Raw genomic sequence first — 15,516 nt, forward strand, 5'->3', positions numbered from 1 at the left:
GGAGAAGGGATTGGCGCGGGTTGGGCCGCGCGCGGAGGATGTCGCGACAGAGCAAACGGTGCTCCCGGACGGCGGCGTGCGCGAGACGGTGCATGCGGGGTGAACCGCTCAGGAAATCGACACGCCCAGCAAACGTCCGACGCCGAACGTAAATCCCGCCGCGATCAGCCCGATGATGATCTGGCGCAGCGCCGAAAACCCCGCGCTGCGGCCGTTGAATAGCGACGTAAACACCCCGATCGACGCGAGCGCCAGCATGCTCAGCACGACACATTGCACGATCGCGCTGACGCCGTGCGACCACAGAAAAGGCATCACCGGAAAAATCGCGCCCAGCGAGAACAGACAGAACGATACGCCCGCCGCCGACCACGGATTGCCGCCCAGTTCCGCCGGATCGAGACCGAGCTCCTCGCGCGTCAAGGTGTCGAGCGCTTTGTCCTTGTCGCGCATCATCTGCGAGGCGACGCGTTTCGCCTCGTTCGCGTCGAGCCCTTTCGCGCGGTAGATCAGCGCGAGCTCGTGCTCCTCCGCTTCGGGCTGTTCCTCGATCTCCTCGGCTTCCTTGGCGATCTGCGTGCTCGCGAGTTCGCGCGCATTGGTGACCGACAGCCATTCGCCGAGCGCCATCGAACAGGCACCGGCGATCAGCCCGGCGAGGCCGGTCAACAGGATCGCCTTGTTGCCGGTGCCCGCGCCGGCGACGCCCATGATCAGGCAGAAATTCGACACGAGGCCGTCGTTCGCGCCGAGGACGGCCGCGCGCAGATCGTTGCCCGACGCGGCGCCCTTGTGCCACGACTCGGCCGCGGCAATGCGCGCGCCGGGCGAAAGGTCGGTATTGCTGGTGCCGGCGAGCGTCTGCACGACCGCCGCGTGGTGATGTTCATCGGCCGACATGTGGCCTGCGTCGCGTTGGCCTCGATATTTGTTGCGGTCCGCGTATTCGGCGGCGGCAAGAGTGGGCAGCACGAAGTCCGCGCCGCACACGCGCACGAGCCCCTTCATCAGACGCGTTTTGACCGCATGGCCGCGGCCCTTCGGTTCGATGCCGTTGGCTCGGAGCTTGTCGGCCCACACTTGCGCGTGACTGTGTTCGGATTGTGCGAGATCCTGATAGACCTGCTTGCGGGTCTCGTCTTTCTCGACGCGCGCGAGCGTCTCATAGAGGGCGGCGCTGTGCAGTTCGTCGGAGAGATTCGCCTTGTAGCGCCTGACTTCGTGTTTCGTGGCCATGATCACCTGCCCTGCCGGTCGCGTTGCTGACGGCAAAGCGTACCCGAAGTCGAAGCCGCCCGGCGTCTCATCAGCGCTGAATACTGCGCCGGGCGTGGGCTTGTCCGCTTGTCCGTTACTGGCTGGCCGGCGCACCGACGCCGGCCTTCTTCTGCGCCGCCTGCAGCTTGTCCGGATAGTTCGGATCGTTTTGCGCCGGCTGGTAGCCCGCGTCTTCGAGTTTCTTCAGCTCGGCGTTCTTTTTCGCGCGAGCCTGTTTGCGCTCGGCCTTGCGCTCGGCCTTCGTTGGCTTCGGGGTGGTCGTCGTCGCGCCTTGCTGGGCCGCGGCATCCGTCGAGCCCTGTGCGACCGCGAGCGGAATGGTGCCGGCCACCAGTGCGACGGCCGAAACCCCAAGCATGATTCGTTTAATGGCGAAGCTCTTCATGACTGATATCCCTTTGTTGATTGGCAATAACGTGCGAGTCCGTCTGCGAATCGTGATGCACCACAGCGGGGCGCGCAGCCTTGGCGCGAACCCGTCAGGGAAGCTTACAGGCAAATGGCGGGATGCGCGCTGGAACGGTCGACGAGCGCGTTCGTCGGTTCGTCGACGGGTATCCGTGGGCGAAATCCTTTGCCGTGAAACGGCCGCCTGGTGCCGATGGTGCGATCTGGGGGAGTGGATCGAGATGTTCCGGGATGTGGAACCATAGTCTGATCAGCAGGCCATCCAGCACTGGCATCGGGGCAGCGGCGTGCCGGTGCGGCCTCACTTTCAGAATTCTCCGCGTTTTGCCACGGACCAACTCGCGAACAATAGGGACGCGGATCATAACGTCACGGCCATGCTCGACTCCAATAGTCGAATTCGAACGTTTCAGGCGATCCGGTTCCCCTCATTTGTGCATCAGATCGGTAAGCGATTATGAACCTCGACGACAAATACTCGTACTACAGGATCGACAAGCTGTTTTGGCGTTGGAAGAAACAAGACGGTGCTCGGATCGTGCATGAGGTCTCGCTTTCGACGGACAACCCACCGCCGCCGTTTCCGGCCTCGCCAGTCGCGAAGCCGAATGCCGTGCCTAGCCCAGCCAAGTCTCGCAAACCTGATCCAACCGTAAAAATGATCACCGATCTTCTCAAGGTAGCCGATTCGGTTTCGCGCTTCAGAACATGGTTGAACACACCTGTGCCGCCAAAACCATCCGAAGCGACGAAGATCGTCGCCCCGAAAAAGACGGTACCGCCATTCGATATCCAGGAGATTCCGAACGCTCTGCGCAAAGAAATGATGCCCATCGGAGCGAAGTTAATGGAACGATGGTTTGCCGGCCGATTGAACTACTCCGCAGTCCCCAGCGACGAGCTCAAGGAAATCAATCAGGAAGGCAAGCCGTACCCGCCTGACATGTACGATACAACCACGATAAAGATGGAGTGGGTACTGGAGTTCGCTCGCGCTAAACGGAAATACGACTTCCTAGTCAACGACGCAATACGCTCTCCAGCGGCACTTCAAGTGCTTCATAAGAAGCTCCGTTTCTACAGGCACAGGAGTGAGCTATCTACGCACGATATCTGTCGAAATGATCCCCAACATCTGCATCAGTTTTTTCAATTTCAACACGTCGAAGTTGACGGTACGTTTGCGGAAAAAATCAAACTAAAGCTAATGGCGCATGCTGCGCGAACAGGAGTCCCCGACGATTTGACCGCCGCGCTTGGATCGTTCGTAATCTATGCCGCTATAGGTCATGTTCGACTGTCAAGGGACCCATTTGGCACGCAAAGGACGACTGCCGAAGTAACGGGCGCATGGGTGTACGTAAAAGACAACTTCACGTTTACCGATGAGCCCGGGGAGCGATCCCAGTATTTGGGGCACTGGAGCAGTAACGGTGTTATCGTGATGCCGCTTGCTGGCGTGGCGGCTACGTCCCGTTATATTCCTTACGTGGAGTCGCCAGTGACGCTTGGCGATCCAGTTATCAAAGGACAGGTTTATTACCCGATCCATAACAGCGATTTTCGGCAGTGGGCAATCAGACATCAGCGCGGCGGCGATTTCATCATCTACTCGGACCGTCGCTACGTTCCGCTTTTCCCGCCGATCGTGCTCTACCTATGAAGCGCATCTTTAAGCGTGCTGCATTATTGGCTGGTCTTAGCGCAGGGCTTTATTTTGGGCTCATTGACCATACTCCGCATGGACGCGAGTGTCGTCATTCGGCACCTGTCGACGGCATCTACAGAGCAGAGCTTTGCCTGTTGCGATGGGCTCCGGGCCGCAGCGGGAGCCCTGAATATGTCGGCCGACTATTCGATGCAAAGAGCGGGAGGCTGCTTGCACAGCGCACTTTCAGCACGCCTGTCCCCGATCTTTTCTGGTCAACGGGCCTGCGATACTCGCTGAATCCGTATTCGCCGCCCCGCTATCTCGGTCCGTCCGTCGAGTTTTCCCGCGGAGATGCCGGTAAAGGAGACTCGAGGATTTCGTTACCCCCGTCGTTCTGGGACAAACTGGCCGCCGCCCGCCCGCGCTTATAGCTGGTCGCACCTCTTCGCGGTACGGTTTTTTTGGCATGCCAGCCCCGCCAGGAGTATCGTTTAACCGCGCCGGAAGCGCCGAAACCACCACTCCTCTACAAGACAGGCACTTCCCAGAGCCCAGACCAGCTCGACAAAAGCGCGACGTTTCTAACATGCAACGAAGCGACATCAACTTATCGAGGATGGTGAAACCGTGAAAACAGTCAATTTTTTGAAGGTGCTCGGAATTGCATTGTGCGTGGCAACCGCATCCAGCGCCTACGCGCAGGCAAGCGACGCTCAGGCGCCTGCGGCCACCGCAGCCGCGCCGGCCACGACCACCCAATCGACGCGTGCGGCGGATCGCAAGCTCGGCCGCGACGTGCGGCGCGCGCTCTCGAGAGCTCAGGGCTTCAACGTGTCGAACGTGTTCGTGCGGGCGCGTAGCGGCGCGGTGACGTTGACCGGCTCGGTACCTGAGGCCGGCATGATCCAGCAGGCTGCCGACATCGCGAAAGGTGTTCCGGGCGTGACCTCGGTGACCAATAAGCTCACGCTGAATTTCCCGTCCCGCGGAGGTGGTGGAAGCTGAGCGTCGGCATTCGACTCGCGAACGGGAGCGCCGCGAACCTGCGATGCTTGCGGTGCCTCCCGCTAATCCCCGGTCGTCGTCCTGCTATCTGGACTGCTGTGCACCATCCGGCACAGCTCAGCGCCGCCGCACCAGGCCCACCACATATCTGCACACCTCAGTGCCAGAATTGAAGAACTCGCATTCGACCGGCGCACTGAGTTGCAGGCAGTCCCCCGCTTCGAGCCGGTACGTCAGCGAGCCCTCGCGAAACGTCAGCACCCCGTGCGTGACCCAGATCTGCTGATGCTGAAACACGAACGCATCCGACGGATAAGGCGCCCTCACCCCAATCGGCAATTCGATTTCGAGCAACTCCAGCACGCCGCCGGTAGGCGGTAAGATTCGCCGCCGCGTATAGCCGGTTTCGGGGTCTTCCCACAGCGACTGGTCCGCATGACGCACGAGCCGCTCGCCGGTCTGCTCTGCGAGTGCGAGCAATGTCGACAGCGTGAGCCCGAACGCGCCCGACAGCCGCCCGTGCACCGTCGCGGTCGGACTCGCCTCGCCACGCTCGATCTTTGCTGATCGTCGCCTTCGACACACCCGAGCGCTCAGCCAGTTCGGCGAGCGACCAGTTGCGCGCCTCGCGTTCGGTCTTTACGCGCGCAGAGATCGCCTGGGTCAGATCGATCGCGGAAGTTTCGGACATGGCGGGGTTGTCGGTGCGGAGGTGGGGGTACGGGCATCGCCGATCATCGTGGCGTGACAGTGCCCATTGACGAGTTCGTTGCCGCCGGCGGCCGAGATAGTTGCCTTCAGTTCCGGTAAGTCCATCCGCTCGGTCATTGCTTCATTCCATCGTCCTTGCGGTCTTCATCTTCGGCATCCCGGCACGCAGCAGGCAGTGGTTTGAGTAGCTCCGGTAGCGCCGTTTGCACGGTGTCCCACTCGGCACGCACACGGTGTTCTTCTGCGCGGTGAAGGCCACGCGCACGCGGGGCGCGGGTGATGCGCTGATCTACTACGGCCGCCGCTATCATCGCGTCGGCGAGCGCTCGGTGCACGCGACGCATCAGGTCGCGGCGAATCAATGCGAAGCGTCCGCCTGCGCGCGATGAGTTCGCACTGCTCGTTGGATCGGCGGACCGCCGCGATCGTCCGGCCGAATAGCGCGGCCGCGGTGCGCTCCGGATCGAGCGGAATACTTTCGCTTGCCGCGCCGGCGATCAACGCGTCACGCCCGCACGACGCCCGTCACCGGTCTGCCCGCGATGGTCCGGCCAAACAGCGCTGCCGCCGTCCGTTCCGGATCGAGCCCGAGACTTTCACTCGCGGTGCCGGCGATCAACGCATCGAGCGACGTGGTCGGCCTCAGGTCGCGCGACTGATACAACTGATGCGGCGCGAGCCCCGGCCAATCCGCTATCACGCGTCCGCCCTGCACCGAGCCGCCCAGCACCATCGCGACCGACCCGGTGCCGTGATCGGTGCCGCCCGTGCCGTTCGCGGCCGCGGTCCTGCCGAACTCCGTCGCGACCAGCACCGTGGTCTTGCTCCACGCTGGTCCCATGCCGTCGCGCAACGCCGCGAGCATCGCGTCGAGCGCCTTCAGCTGATTCGCGAGGCGCGCGTTCTGCGCGCTGTGCGTGTCCCAACCGCCGGTCTCGATCATCGCGATGCGCGGACCGTCGTCGCGCGCCAGAAAACTGGCCGCGAGCTTGCCGAGGCTCGCCGGGTCCTGACGTGCGCCGGCATCGCCCGCGAGGCCGCGCGCCGCCATCGCCGATTCCCACAGCGGACGCAACTGCGCGTCCTGCTCGTACAGCTGCGACACGCGCGCGAGCAGATCGTCGGGCGCCTGCGGCAACCCCGACGGCGCATACGACGTCACCGAAGCGGGACCGCGCAGCGCCATCGGCACGGTCGGCGCGAACGCGATCGCGGTTTCGCGGGTCGCGGGCAATTGCGCGGCGAGCCGGTTGAGCCAGCCGTCCTTGGTCTGATACGGCGATGTGCCGCCGGTCTCCAGCACGTTCTGTCCGTCGAAGTGCGAGCGGTCGCGATACGGCGAAGCGACCGCGTGCACGAACAGCGCCTCGCGCTGCGCGTACAGCTTCGCGATCTGCGCGAGCGCCGGATGCAGTGCGAACGTGCCATCCAGATGCGGCGCGTTCGACGCATCGATCGCGAGCGGTCCGCGCAAACTCGCATACGCGGGGTCCGCGTACGGCACGACGATGTTCAGGCCATCGGCCGCGCCACGCTGGACCACGAACACGAAGCGGCGGTCGGTCGCGACATGCGCGAACGCAATCCGCGGCGACACGAGCAGTGCGCCGGCACTAGCGGCGGCGACGCTCAGAAACTGGCGGCGTGACAGCATGGCGTTCACCTCCGTTGAAAATCGGGCGAGACGAGCAGCAGCGCGATCGCCGTCGAAGCGCTTTCCGCGCGCGACACCGCCGTCGCCGTCGGCTCGCTGAGCGAGCCAGCCAGCAAGGTCTGGCCGAGCGAGCGCGCATCGAGCCGGTCACCGACGCGCGCGGCGAAACGTTGCGCGACTTCGACACGGCGTAGGAGCGCATCGGGTGCAGCCCAGCTCGCGGCGATATCGTCGTAGCCGGCGGGCGATCCCGGCCGCCACACCGGCTGGCCTAGCTGCGTCAGGATCGGCGCGCACTGCAGATTGCCGAGGTCGTGCCAGCCGAGTCCACGCATCGACGAAATGGTCCACTCCCACGGCGTCTTGAACTTCACCGCGCCCGGTGACCACGCTTGTGGCGTATCGATCAACGCGCGATAGACGGTCGGCAGATCGCCGTCGCTGCGAGTGAACGCATCGGCCAGACTTTCGCTGACGCCAGCCGGCGGATTGTCGGCGACGAAATGGCGCGCGAGCTTCGCGCCGATATGCTGCGCGGTGGCCGGCGCATGCGCGAGGTCGTGCAGGATTGCGAGCGCCTGCTGTTCGCCGGCTTCGTCGTAGCGGCGTCCCATGATCGTGCGCGAGCCCGGTTCGTGCAGCGCCTGGCGAAACACGAAGCTGCCGGGTTCGCCGCTTGGCTCCTGCGCGCGGCGGTTTGCATTGGCGCCGCCGTTCCCCGGATTGCCTGCCAGACTCCAGCCGGTCAGCGCACGCGCAAACTCGGTCACGTCGTCCTGGCTATAGCCGCTGCGCACGCCGAGCGTATGCAACTCCATGATCTCGCGCGCGAGGTTCTCGTTCAGTCCGCGTCTGTTGTCCGGATTGCGCTGCGCGGCGCGCAGCGCGGCCATGCTGTCGGGACCGACCGAGCGCGTCTGATCGAGGAACAGTTGCATGGCCGGGTGACGCTCGACGGCCACCAGCATGTCCTCGAAACGGCCGAGCACGTGCGGGCGAATCGCCTCCGCTTCGAACGACCCGGCGAGCGCCGCGACGCCGGGCTTTTCGGCCGACACCGCAAAGTGATTCGCCCAGAAATGCACGAGGCGTTCGATGAACGGTGTCTGTGTGCTCAGTGCGCTCGCGACGCGCGCATTGACCGACGAGCGGTACATGTCGAGGATTTCGGCGCGAAACGCCTTTCGTTCGGATTGCATCGCAGCTTGCGCGTCGGTCTGGCTGGCCGCCGCCGCGTTGCTGGCGATGTTGGTTTTGATGTTGCTCGCGTTCCGGTTTGGGTTGTCCTCCTCGCCCACCTTCTGTTTCGCCTGCTGCGCGATCTGCATGCGCTGCTGCAATAGCTCCCTCGACAACGCGATCGAATCGGGCTGCTTCGCCCACGCGTCCGGCAGCGGCTGGTACTGCTCGAACTGCGCGAGCAGCCATCCCTTCGGATCGGCTGGCGGCGTATCGTCGGCGCGCGCGCCGAGACCGAAGCGGTTCAGTGCGATCGCCGCGGCATTCAGGTTCGGTGAGTGGCCCATACGATCCTCGTCGGCAGGTGACACGCCTGCATGCCCGTTAAACGGCCGATATGCCGAAATCCGTCGCCATCGCACGCATTTTTCTATTCGCCCGATGCGGCATTCGACGCCGGCTTCTTCTCGTTCAGCGCCGGCTGCGCTTCGCGCCATTGCCCGCGCAGCTTCAGACTCTCGGCGAATCGGATGCGCTCCTCAGGCGTCAGCGTCGCCGCGAAATCGGCGACGCTCGCTTCGACCATCGCGCGCAGGCTGCTGTCGGCCGCGCGGGTGCGCGCGAGCGCGGCATCCAGCGCGGCGCGATCGAACTGCGGCGCGGCCAGCAGACGCAATACCTCGCGACGCCCTTCGCGAGCGTCGCGCGCATACTCGCGCCCGTCGCGCCGCGCGTTTCTCAGGCCGTCGATAAACGCCTGCCGCTGCTGCGCCGACAGCGGCTCGGCGGCGAATCGCAGCGCGCGCTGGTCCTGCGCCACCGGCTGATTCGCACCGTGCACGGCGAACCACTGATACGCGCCGCCGGCGATCGCGCCGAGCAGGAACACGTTGAGCACCGCGGAACCCAGCAGCGCAAATTTCCACGAGCGCCCGTTCATTCGCCGCTCCAATCGGCGGAGCTGCCGCCGAAGCTCGAAGTCAGATACGAGGACTCATGCACGGCCGGCGCGTTCTCGGTCAGCACGAAGAACGACACCGCGAGCGCGCCGGCCACGCCACCGAGCAGCCCGACGCCTGCCACCGCCGCGCCCGACCACCACAAACGCCAGCGCGCGGCGGGGCGTCGCGCTGGCGCGCCATCGATGATGCGACGCTGCAGTTCGAGGCTCGGCGGCTCGATCCGGTCCGCGGCGAGCCATGCGTCGAGGCCGGCCGCATCGCTCAACACGGCGTCGGCTTCGTCGCGATGCGCGCGCGCCCACTCCTGCGCGGCCTCGCGTTCGCGCTCCGGCCAGCGACGCGCGTCGGCGCCGTACGCTGCAACGATCTGATGGAATCTTTCGGGCGTCATGACTTGTCCTTGCTAAGGCCGCTGCCGGCCAGGTGAGCGCGCAAACCGCGGCGCGCGCGGCTCAGCAGACTCTCCAGCGCATCGACGCTGACGCCCATCAAGGCGGCAGCGTCGACGTTCGACATTTCCTGGTAATAGCTCAGCACGAGCGCTTCGCGCTGTCGCGCCGGCAGCGCGGCGAGCGCCGCGCGCACGCGCGCGTGGTCGGCGCGTGCTTCGAGCCGCGCGTCGGGTAGCGCGGCGGGATCGGCCGTGTCGGGCAGTTCGTCGCTCGGGTCTTCGCGCTGGCCGCGTAAACGGTCATAGCAAAGATTGAGTGCGACCCGATGCATCCAGGTGTCGAACCTCGCTTCGCCTTCACGCCAGCGAGCCGCCTGTTTCCAGATTCGCACGAAGACCTCCTGCGCGACGTCCTCCGCTTCCATGCGATCGCCGAGCATCCGCGTGGCGAGCGCGAGCAGCCGCGGCAGCTTGCGCGCGACCAGCGAGCGGACCGCGCCGGGCTCCTCGCGGCCCACCCGCGCGAGCAGCTCGGCGTCCGGATCGGGCGGCGCGTCGCTCAAGGCGTGCGGCTCCGTCGCGACAGCACGCGCGCGCGTTCGCGTGCGGGCCGCAACACGGGATCAACGTCGTTCACTTGCCGCCGCTCCTTCGACTGTCGTGTTGTTATGGTTTTCGTGCCGCTACGCCGCTATCCGGCCGGGTATCACGTACGCGGTCAATATACGACGACCGCCGGCCGGTAATAGGCCGGACGGGCCGGATAGACCACACAGCCGGCGAGCGAGGCCGCCAGCAGAATCATCACGAGTGTTTTCATCGCAAGCCTCGCTCAAGCCCAATGTCCGTCGATCCAGCGCCAGTGCGGCCCACGTTGCGCCCAATGCCCGGGCACCCAGTGATAGCCGACGCGCACCGGCTGCCAGTGGCCCGGCGCCCACACATAGCGGCCGTGCTCCCAGCGCCAGCGGCCCTGATCCCACACATAGCCGTCCCGAGGCGCGGGCACGACTTCGACGCGCGGCGGCGGCGCCATCGGCGCGATCACCACTTGTGCGGAGGCGGGCGCGGCCGTCAGCGTGGCCGCGCAGCACAGCGCGGCGGTCAGCGTGGAACCGAGCAGGCGACTCATGCGGTTCGAGATCATGTCGTTTTCTCCCCAGGGACCGAAAAGAGCCGGAGCCAGAGTGGCCCCGTTTCTTCTTCAACGGGTCAGCGGGGGAAATCCGTCGCTCTGCCTGCAAAAAAAAGCGTGCGGCGGAAAGAAAGCGCTTCACGGTTAGCACGACGCGAACCGGAAGTCAGCGATATGAATGGAAACCGATAGCCAGCGTAATGTCCGCGACTCGAATCTTTAATCGCGGACTGCTGAAATCGTCGGCAGCTTGATTGCGGCAACGACAGTAACAGCAACGGCATTTCTACCCATATTCCGCGGCGAATCTCCATGCCTGTCGATGGAAACGCTGCTCGGCCAAGTCGAATCTGGAGTCAGTCACATGTTCCGTAGAGCTTTGTTACCCATTCCGTTCGCCGCGATGCTGCTGCTCCCCGCCTGCGGCAACAACAGCATCAGCACGCCCGCGGCGTCGACTACGGGCGCATCGTCGCCGGCCGCTTCGGTGTCCGCGCAGGACGCGCTGACGACCGCGACGCCGATCAAGCACGTCGTTGTGATCTTCGGTGAGAACGTGTCGTTCGATCACTACTTCGGCACCTATCCGCAAGCGACCAACCCGGTCGGCGAACCGCAATTCGCCGCGGCCGCGGGCACGCCGACAGTCAACAACCTCAGCAGCAACAACCTGCTGACGTCGAACCCCAACGCGCTGGCGAGCTCGCCGAACACGGCGGGCCGCACGGTCGGCACGGTGGCGATCGCGGGTCTCGGGCTGCCGGCCGCGGACCTGCTCCCATTCCGCCTCGATCGCTCGCAAGCGAATACGTCGAGCCAGAATCACGCGTACGCGGCCGAGCAACTCGCGTACAACAACGGCGCGATGGATTCGTTCCCGCTGTTCACGGCGGCCGGCACGACGATCGCCGGCAGCACCGGCGCGTTCGCGACGAAAGGCCAGGTGCTCGGCTACTTCGACGGCAACACGGTCACGGCGATGTGGAACTACGCGCAGAACTTCGCGATGAACCAGAACGCGTATACGGATACCTACGGACCGTCGACGCCCGGCGCACTCGCAGTCGTGTCCGGCCAGAACAACGGCGTGATCCTGACGGGCGGCGTGTCGGCCAACGTGATCCCCGACTCGGCCGGCGGCAACACGATGATCGGCGACCTCGACCCGACCGGCGACGCCTGCACGATCGCGGCGGGCAGCACGGTGACCGGCGCGATGTCCTCGAAAAACAGGAACATCGGCGACCTGCTGAACGCGAAGAACATCACGTGGGGCGGCTTCATGGGCGGCTTCAATCTGCAGACCGTCAATCCGAACGGCACGACCGGCTGCGCACGCTCGACGTTCTCGCAAGTGCTCAACGCGAGCAAGGCCGACTACGTGCAGCACCACGCGTGGTTCCAGTACTACGCGAGCACGGCGAACCTCGCGCATACGCGGCCTTCGTCGACGGCGGTGATCGGTACGACCGATCCGCTCGATAACTCCGCGACCCCGGTGCACCACCAGTACGACACCGACGATTTCTTCACCGCAGTGAAGGCCGGCAACTACCCATCGGTCAACTTCCTGAAGGCGCCGGCCATCAGCGACGGCCACCCGGGCAACTCGGACCCGCTCGACGAGCAGGCGTTCGTCACCAAGGTGATCAACTTCCTCGAACAGCAGCCTGACTGGAAGAACACCGCCGTGATCATTGCGTACGACGATTCGGACGGCTGGTACGACCACCGCTACAAGGCGCCGACGAGCGCGTCGTTCGACTCGACGAGCGCGCAATTGGCCGGCGGTGCTACGGTGGCCGGCAGCGACAACCTCAGCGCGGCGGGTCAGTGCACTGCCGCGGGCGCGGTGCAGCCGCAAGGCGTCAACGGCGGCGTGGTGAACGGCCGCTGCGGGCCGGGGACGCGCACGCCGTTCATCGTCGTGTCGCCGTGGGCGAAGGTCAATTTCGTCGACGACACGCCGATCACGCAGGCGTCGGTGGTGCGCTTCATCGAGGACAACTGGCTCGGCGGCCAGCGCCTCGGCGGCGGCTCGTTCGATGCGACGGCCGGCAGCATCATCAACATGTTCAATTTTTCGGGTACGGGCAACACCGCGCCGCTGTATCTCGACGAAAACCTCGGCACCAAGCTGTCTTCGCCGCCGTCGACCTGAGCGGGCGCGGTGCGCGCTGGCTCGATCGAGCCGGTGACGTCTCCGTCTACGTCGTTTTTCACGTATCCGATCGATCTATTCGTCAACGCCATGAGCCGACCGTCAGACGCATTCGCGCCAGCGCCGCCGCCAGCCGCGGATGAACCGCACTCTGCGAGCACCCGCCGCGCGTGGTTGCGGCTGCTCGCGGGAAGCGCGGCGACTGTCGTGCCCGGCTTTGCCGCGTTCGCGGCGTTTGCACTGGTGTATCCGGAGCGGATGCCGGCCGCGGTCGGCGGGATCGTCGAGGAGTTCACCGGCGCGAATCCGCATCCGGTGCATCTGATGCGTCCGCAGCAAGCGCCGCTCAGTGCGGTTGCGCTGCTCGGCAAACAGATCTTCTTCGACAAGACGCTGTCCGCGTCGGGTCAGCAGTCGTGCGCGACATGTCACTCGCCAAAGCATTCGTATGGACCGGATAACGCGTTGTCCGTGCAGATGGGCGGTTTGCATCTGGACCAGGCGGGCTATCGTCCTCCGCCGTCGCTCGCGTATCTGTACCGGCAGGCGCCGTTCAGCATCGGCCCCGATCAGGGCGATACCGACGCTCCCGTCGACATCACGCGGCTCGCCTCGCAGGCCGCCGGCATGCAACGCGCGCAGAAGACCGCGCTCGCCGCGCCCGCGGCTCCGGCGATGGTGCCGCAAGGTGGCCTGTTCTGGGATGGCCGCGCCGATACCTTGCAGAACCAGGCAATTGGCCCGCTGACCAATCCGGTCGAGATGGCCAACACGAGCGAAGCCGACGTCGCGCGAAAGCTGCTGCAAACGCGCTACCTCGACCAGTTCAAACGGATCTTTGGAGTTGGCATCGTCAACAACCCGAGCCTGCTGATTGCCGAAGCGATGTTCGCGGTGGGCCGCTATCAGACCGAAGATCCGTCGTTTCATGCGTTCACGAGCAAATACGACTACTGGCTCGAAGGCAAGGCGCGGCTCACGCGTGCCGAACTGCACGGTCTGCAACTGTTCAACGACAAGGACAAGGCGAATTGCGCGGGCTGTCACCTCAGCCAGCCGAGCCGCGACGGCCTCCCGCCGCTTTTCACCGATACGCAATACGAAGCCTTGGGTGTGCCGCGCAATCCGGCGATTCCGATGAACAAGGACCCGAAGTTCTTCGACATGGGCGTATGCGGACCGTTTCGCGACGACCTCGCGAAGCAGACCCAGTACTGTGGCATGTTCCTCACGCCGACGCTGCGCAACGTCGCCGAACGCAAGGTGTTCTTTCACAACGGCGTGTATCACGACCTGAGGCACGTGATGGACTTTTACAACCTGCGCGACACGGCGCCGGACAAGATCTATCCGCGCGATGCGTCGGGCAAGGCGATCAAGTACGACGATCTGCCGCCGCGGTATCACGCGAACATCGATGTTGCCGACGCGCCGTTCGACCGCAAGTTCGGCGATCAACCCGCAATGAACGATCAGGACATTCAGGACATCATCGCGTTCCTGAAGACGCTGAGCGACGGGTACAGCGAATGATTGCGCGCGTTTGACGGGTGGCCATCGCGCTGCGGCCCGCAGGCCGGTGAGGTATGCTTGCCGCTTTAGCGAACCTCATCCGTACCCTCCCCGATGGCCGATTTTCCTTTCGACGCCGTGCTCTTCGACTGCGACGGCGTGCTCGTCGATTCCGAACCCATCACGAACCGCGTGCTCACCGAGATGCTCGGCGAGCTGGGCTGGCATTTGAGCGTCGAAGAGACGATGCGCATTTTCGTCGGCAAGATGGTCAAGGACGAAGCCGAACTGATCGAAGCGCACACCGGCTTTGCCCTCACTGCCGAGTGGCTGGCGCAGTTCCGCGCGCGTCGCAACGTGGCGCTCGACAATGAGTTGCGTGCGATCGACGGCGCGTCTTTCGCGGTGCACGCGCTGCACCAAACCTTGAATGGACGCATTGCGGTGGCGTCGGGCGCGGATCGCATCAAGATCGAACTGCAGCTCGTGAAGGCCGGCCTGCTCGACTGCTTCGACGGACGCATCTTCAGCGGCCACGAAATGCCGCGCAGCAAACCGTTTCCCGACGTCTACCTCGCCGCGGCCGCGGCCCTCGGCGTCGAGCCGGCACGCTGCGCGGTAATCGAGGACACGGTGACGGGCGCGACCGCGGGTGTCGCGGCCGGCGCGACGGTATTCGGCTATTGCCCGACGCAGCTCGGCCATAGCAGCGCGACCGCGTTGCATGGCGCGGGAGCGGTGCACGTGTTCAGGGAGATGGCCGAGCTACCGGCGTTACTCGCGGGATGGAGTATGCGCTGATCGGCCGACGTGTCGGCGGCTGAACGACACCGGTCTGCCGCAAGTCGGCCGACGGCGATCAGTTTTCGGGTGCGCAGATGCGGTCGATCGGCGCTCGCGCCAGTACAGAAGTTGAATCCCGCCGCAGGGCATGGTGCGTGGAACTGGAACGCCCGAGCGTAAGGCATTTGCGCGCTCGATACCCATCCACAAGCATGCATGGGTTGCGGCCCGGGTCGGTACGATCGGGCCGCACCATGCGCTTCATGCTCTTATTCGAAGGCCGGATCGATCGGCACGCGATAGCCGACCGCAAGCCGGTTCGTTTCGTTAGCCATTCCGACGATCGCCTGCAGCTCGCCGAACATCTCGTCGGTCATGCCGGCGCGACGCGCCGCCGCCGTGTGGCTCGCGACGCAATAGCCGCAGTTGTTCGTTACGCTGACTGCGACGTATAGCAGCTCCTTGACCAGCGGATCGAGCGCGCCGGGCGCCATCACTTCCTTCAGGCTGTCCCACGTGCGCGCGAGGGTCGGCGGATGCTGCGCGATGTACTTCCAGAAGTTGTTGACGTCGTCGACCTGGCGGGTCGCTTTGATGTCGTCGTAGACGGCGCGGACTTCGGGGGAGGCGTCGGCGTATTCGATGGGTTTGAGGTGGGGCATGGGGACTCCTTGGCTTCGGAGGGG

General features: G+C 64.8%; 15 protein-coding genes and 2 pseudogenes. 6 read left to right on the forward strand and 11 right to left on the reverse strand.

Going from position 1 to position 15,516, the window contains the following annotated elements; genetic code table 11:
* Positions 1-108 precede the first annotated feature (108 nt).
* Entirely contained in the window at positions 109-1,236 is a 1,128-nt protein-coding gene (locus tag GCT19_RS19270) for a VIT1/CCC1 transporter family protein (protein ID WP_018437994.1), read from the reverse strand.
* Positions 1,237-1,351: 115 nt separating this feature from the next.
* Positions 1,352-1,663: a hypothetical protein gene (locus tag GCT19_RS19275; RefSeq protein ID WP_026229180.1), complete on the reverse strand. Its 312-nt coding sequence runs from the start codon at positions 1,661-1,663 to the stop codon at positions 1,352-1,354.
* 480 nt (positions 1,664-2,143) lie between these two features.
* Here GCT19_RS19275 and GCT19_RS19280 point away from each other — a divergent pair, with 480 nt between their 5' ends.
* Together GCT19_RS19280 and GCT19_RS19285 are read left to right on the forward strand one after the other, a co-directional pair.
* Positions 2,144-3,349 (forward strand): DUF6402 family protein, encoded by a 1,206-nt coding sequence (locus tag GCT19_RS19280; RefSeq protein WP_152852812.1) that lies wholly within the window; start codon positions 2,144-2,146, stop codon positions 3,347-3,349.
* Between the two features lie 615 nt (positions 3,350-3,964).
* Positions 3,965-4,342: a BON domain-containing protein gene (locus GCT19_RS19285; protein ID WP_184128050.1), complete on the forward strand. Its 378-nt coding sequence runs from the start codon at positions 3,965-3,967 to the stop codon at positions 4,340-4,342.
* Between the two features lie 117 nt (positions 4,343-4,459).
* Here the strand turns inward: GCT19_RS19285 and GCT19_RS19290 are convergent.
* Both GCT19_RS19290 and GCT19_RS42825 read right to left on the reverse strand, forming a co-directional pair.
* Positions 4,460-5,033, reverse strand: a pseudogene (locus tag GCT19_RS19290) (helix-turn-helix domain-containing protein).
* Complete coding sequence (locus tag GCT19_RS42825; protein WP_176136064.1) at positions 5,006-5,170, reverse strand: hypothetical protein; 165 nt, start codon at positions 5,168-5,170, stop codon at positions 5,006-5,008. Before GCT19_RS42825 ends, GCT19_RS19290 begins: the two are co-directional and overlap by 28 nt.
* An 86-nt stretch (positions 5,171-5,256) precedes the next feature.
* Here GCT19_RS42825 and GCT19_RS19295 point away from each other — a divergent pair, with 86 nt between their 5' ends.
* Complete coding sequence (locus GCT19_RS19295; protein ID WP_018437989.1) at positions 5,257-5,442, forward strand: flavin reductase family protein; 186 nt, start codon at positions 5,257-5,259, stop codon at positions 5,440-5,442.
* A 116-nt stretch (positions 5,443-5,558) separates the two neighbouring features.
* On the opposite strand, the gene GCT19_RS19300 is transcribed toward GCT19_RS19295, so the two are convergent.
* The 6 genes and pseudogenes from GCT19_RS19300 to GCT19_RS19325 all read right to left on the reverse strand — a co-directional run bounded on the left by GCT19_RS19300 (position 5,559) and on the right by GCT19_RS19325 (position 10,386).
* On the reverse strand, positions 5,559-6,707 hold the full coding sequence (locus tag GCT19_RS19300) for a DUF1501 domain-containing protein (RefSeq protein WP_152852813.1): 1,149 nt from the start codon (positions 6,705-6,707) through the stop codon (positions 5,559-5,561).
* Between the two features lie 5 nt (positions 6,708-6,712).
* Complete coding sequence (locus GCT19_RS19305) at positions 6,713-8,233, reverse strand: DUF1800 domain-containing protein (RefSeq protein ID WP_152852814.1); 1,521 nt, start codon at positions 8,231-8,233, stop codon at positions 6,713-6,715.
* 83 nt (positions 8,234-8,316) lie between these two features.
* Positions 8,317-8,826 (reverse strand): periplasmic heavy metal sensor, encoded by a 510-nt coding sequence (locus GCT19_RS19310; RefSeq protein ID WP_152852815.1) that lies wholly within the window; start codon positions 8,824-8,826, stop codon positions 8,317-8,319.
* Entirely contained in the window at positions 8,823-9,239 is a 417-nt protein-coding gene (locus tag GCT19_RS19315) for a hypothetical protein (protein ID WP_152852816.1), read from the reverse strand. Before GCT19_RS19315 ends, GCT19_RS19310 begins: the two co-directional genes overlap by 4 nt.
* Positions 9,236-9,829 (reverse strand): annotated as a pseudogene (locus tag GCT19_RS19320) (RNA polymerase sigma factor); the annotation flags it as partial. The pseudogene GCT19_RS19320 and the gene GCT19_RS19315, both read right to left, overlap by 4 nt.
* Positions 9,830-10,071: 242 nt before the next feature.
* A complete protein-coding gene (locus GCT19_RS19325; protein ID WP_152852817.1) occupies positions 10,072-10,386 on the reverse strand; it encodes a YXWGXW repeat-containing protein in 315 nt (104 codons plus the stop codon).
* Positions 10,387-10,738: 352 nt separating this feature from the next.
* Between GCT19_RS19325 and GCT19_RS19330 the strand changes: the two genes are divergently transcribed.
* The 3 genes from GCT19_RS19330 (at position 10,739) to GCT19_RS19340 (ending at position 14,848) form a co-directional block, all read left to right on the forward strand.
* Positions 10,739-12,535 carry a phospholipase C gene (locus GCT19_RS19330; protein WP_152852818.1) on the forward strand — a complete coding sequence of 599 codons (1,797 nt, stop codon included), beginning with the start codon at positions 10,739-10,741 and terminating at the stop codon, positions 12,533-12,535.
* 90 nt (positions 12,536-12,625) lie between these two features.
* Positions 12,626-14,068, forward strand: coding sequence for a cytochrome-c peroxidase (locus tag GCT19_RS19335; RefSeq protein WP_152852819.1), 1,443 nt, complete (start codon positions 12,626-12,628; stop codon positions 14,066-14,068).
* A 93-nt stretch (positions 14,069-14,161) separates the two neighbouring features.
* Entirely contained in the window at positions 14,162-14,848 is a 687-nt protein-coding gene (locus tag GCT19_RS19340) for an HAD family hydrolase (protein ID WP_152852820.1), read from the forward strand.
* 251 nt (positions 14,849-15,099) lie between these two features.
* On the opposite strand, the gene GCT19_RS19345 is transcribed toward GCT19_RS19340, so the two are convergent.
* The gene (locus GCT19_RS19345) at positions 15,100-15,492 is read right to left on the reverse strand and encodes a carboxymuconolactone decarboxylase family protein (RefSeq protein WP_152852821.1); all 393 of its coding nucleotides are present in this window, start codon (positions 15,490-15,492) and stop codon (positions 15,100-15,102) included.
* Between the last annotated feature and the right edge of the window lie 24 nt (positions 15,493-15,516).

This window comes from Paraburkholderia atlantica (assembly GCF_009362785.1).
Lineage (GTDB): Bacteria > Pseudomonadota > Gammaproteobacteria > Burkholderiales > Burkholderiaceae > Paraburkholderia > Paraburkholderia atlantica.

Excerpts from the sequence above, each read along its gene's own strand:
- GCT19_RS19270 (WP_018437994.1), bottom strand. The coding sequence starts at position 1,236 with ATGGCCACGAAACACGAAGTCAGGCGCTACAAGGCGAATCTCTCCGAC.
- GCT19_RS19275 (WP_026229180.1), bottom strand. The coding sequence starts at position 1,663 with ATGAAGAGCTTCGCCATTAAACGAATCATGCTTGGGGTTTCGGCCGTC.
- GCT19_RS19280 (WP_152852812.1), top strand. The coding sequence starts at position 2,144 with ATGAACCTCGACGACAAATACTCGTACTACAGGATCGACAAGCTGTTT.
- GCT19_RS42825 (WP_176136064.1), bottom strand. The coding sequence starts at position 5,170 with ATGACCGAGCGGATGGACTTACCGGAACTGAAGGCAACTATCTCGGCC.
- GCT19_RS19300 (WP_152852813.1), bottom strand. The coding sequence starts at position 6,707 with ATGCTGTCACGCCGCCAGTTTCTGAGCGTCGCCGCCGCTAGTGCCGGC.
- GCT19_RS19305 (WP_152852814.1), bottom strand. The coding sequence starts at position 8,233 with ATGGGCCACTCACCGAACCTGAATGCCGCGGCGATCGCACTGAACCGC.
- GCT19_RS19310 (WP_152852815.1), bottom strand. The coding sequence starts at position 8,826 with ATGAACGGGCGCTCGTGGAAATTTGCGCTGCTGGGTTCCGCGGTGCTC.
- GCT19_RS19315 (WP_152852816.1), bottom strand. The coding sequence starts at position 9,239 with ATGACGCCCGAAAGATTCCATCAGATCGTTGCAGCGTACGGCGCCGAC.
- GCT19_RS19325 (WP_152852817.1), bottom strand. The coding sequence starts at position 10,386 with ATGATCTCGAACCGCATGAGTCGCCTGCTCGGTTCCACGCTGACCGCC.
- GCT19_RS19330 (WP_152852818.1), top strand. The coding sequence starts at position 10,739 with ATGTTCCGTAGAGCTTTGTTACCCATTCCGTTCGCCGCGATGCTGCTG.
- GCT19_RS19335 (WP_152852819.1), top strand. The coding sequence starts at position 12,626 with ATGAGCCGACCGTCAGACGCATTCGCGCCAGCGCCGCCGCCAGCCGCG.
- GCT19_RS19340 (WP_152852820.1), top strand. The coding sequence starts at position 14,162 with ATGGCCGATTTTCCTTTCGACGCCGTGCTCTTCGACTGCGACGGCGTG.
- GCT19_RS19345 (WP_152852821.1), bottom strand. The coding sequence starts at position 15,492 with ATGCCCCACCTCAAACCCATCGAATACGCCGACGCCTCCCCCGAAGTC.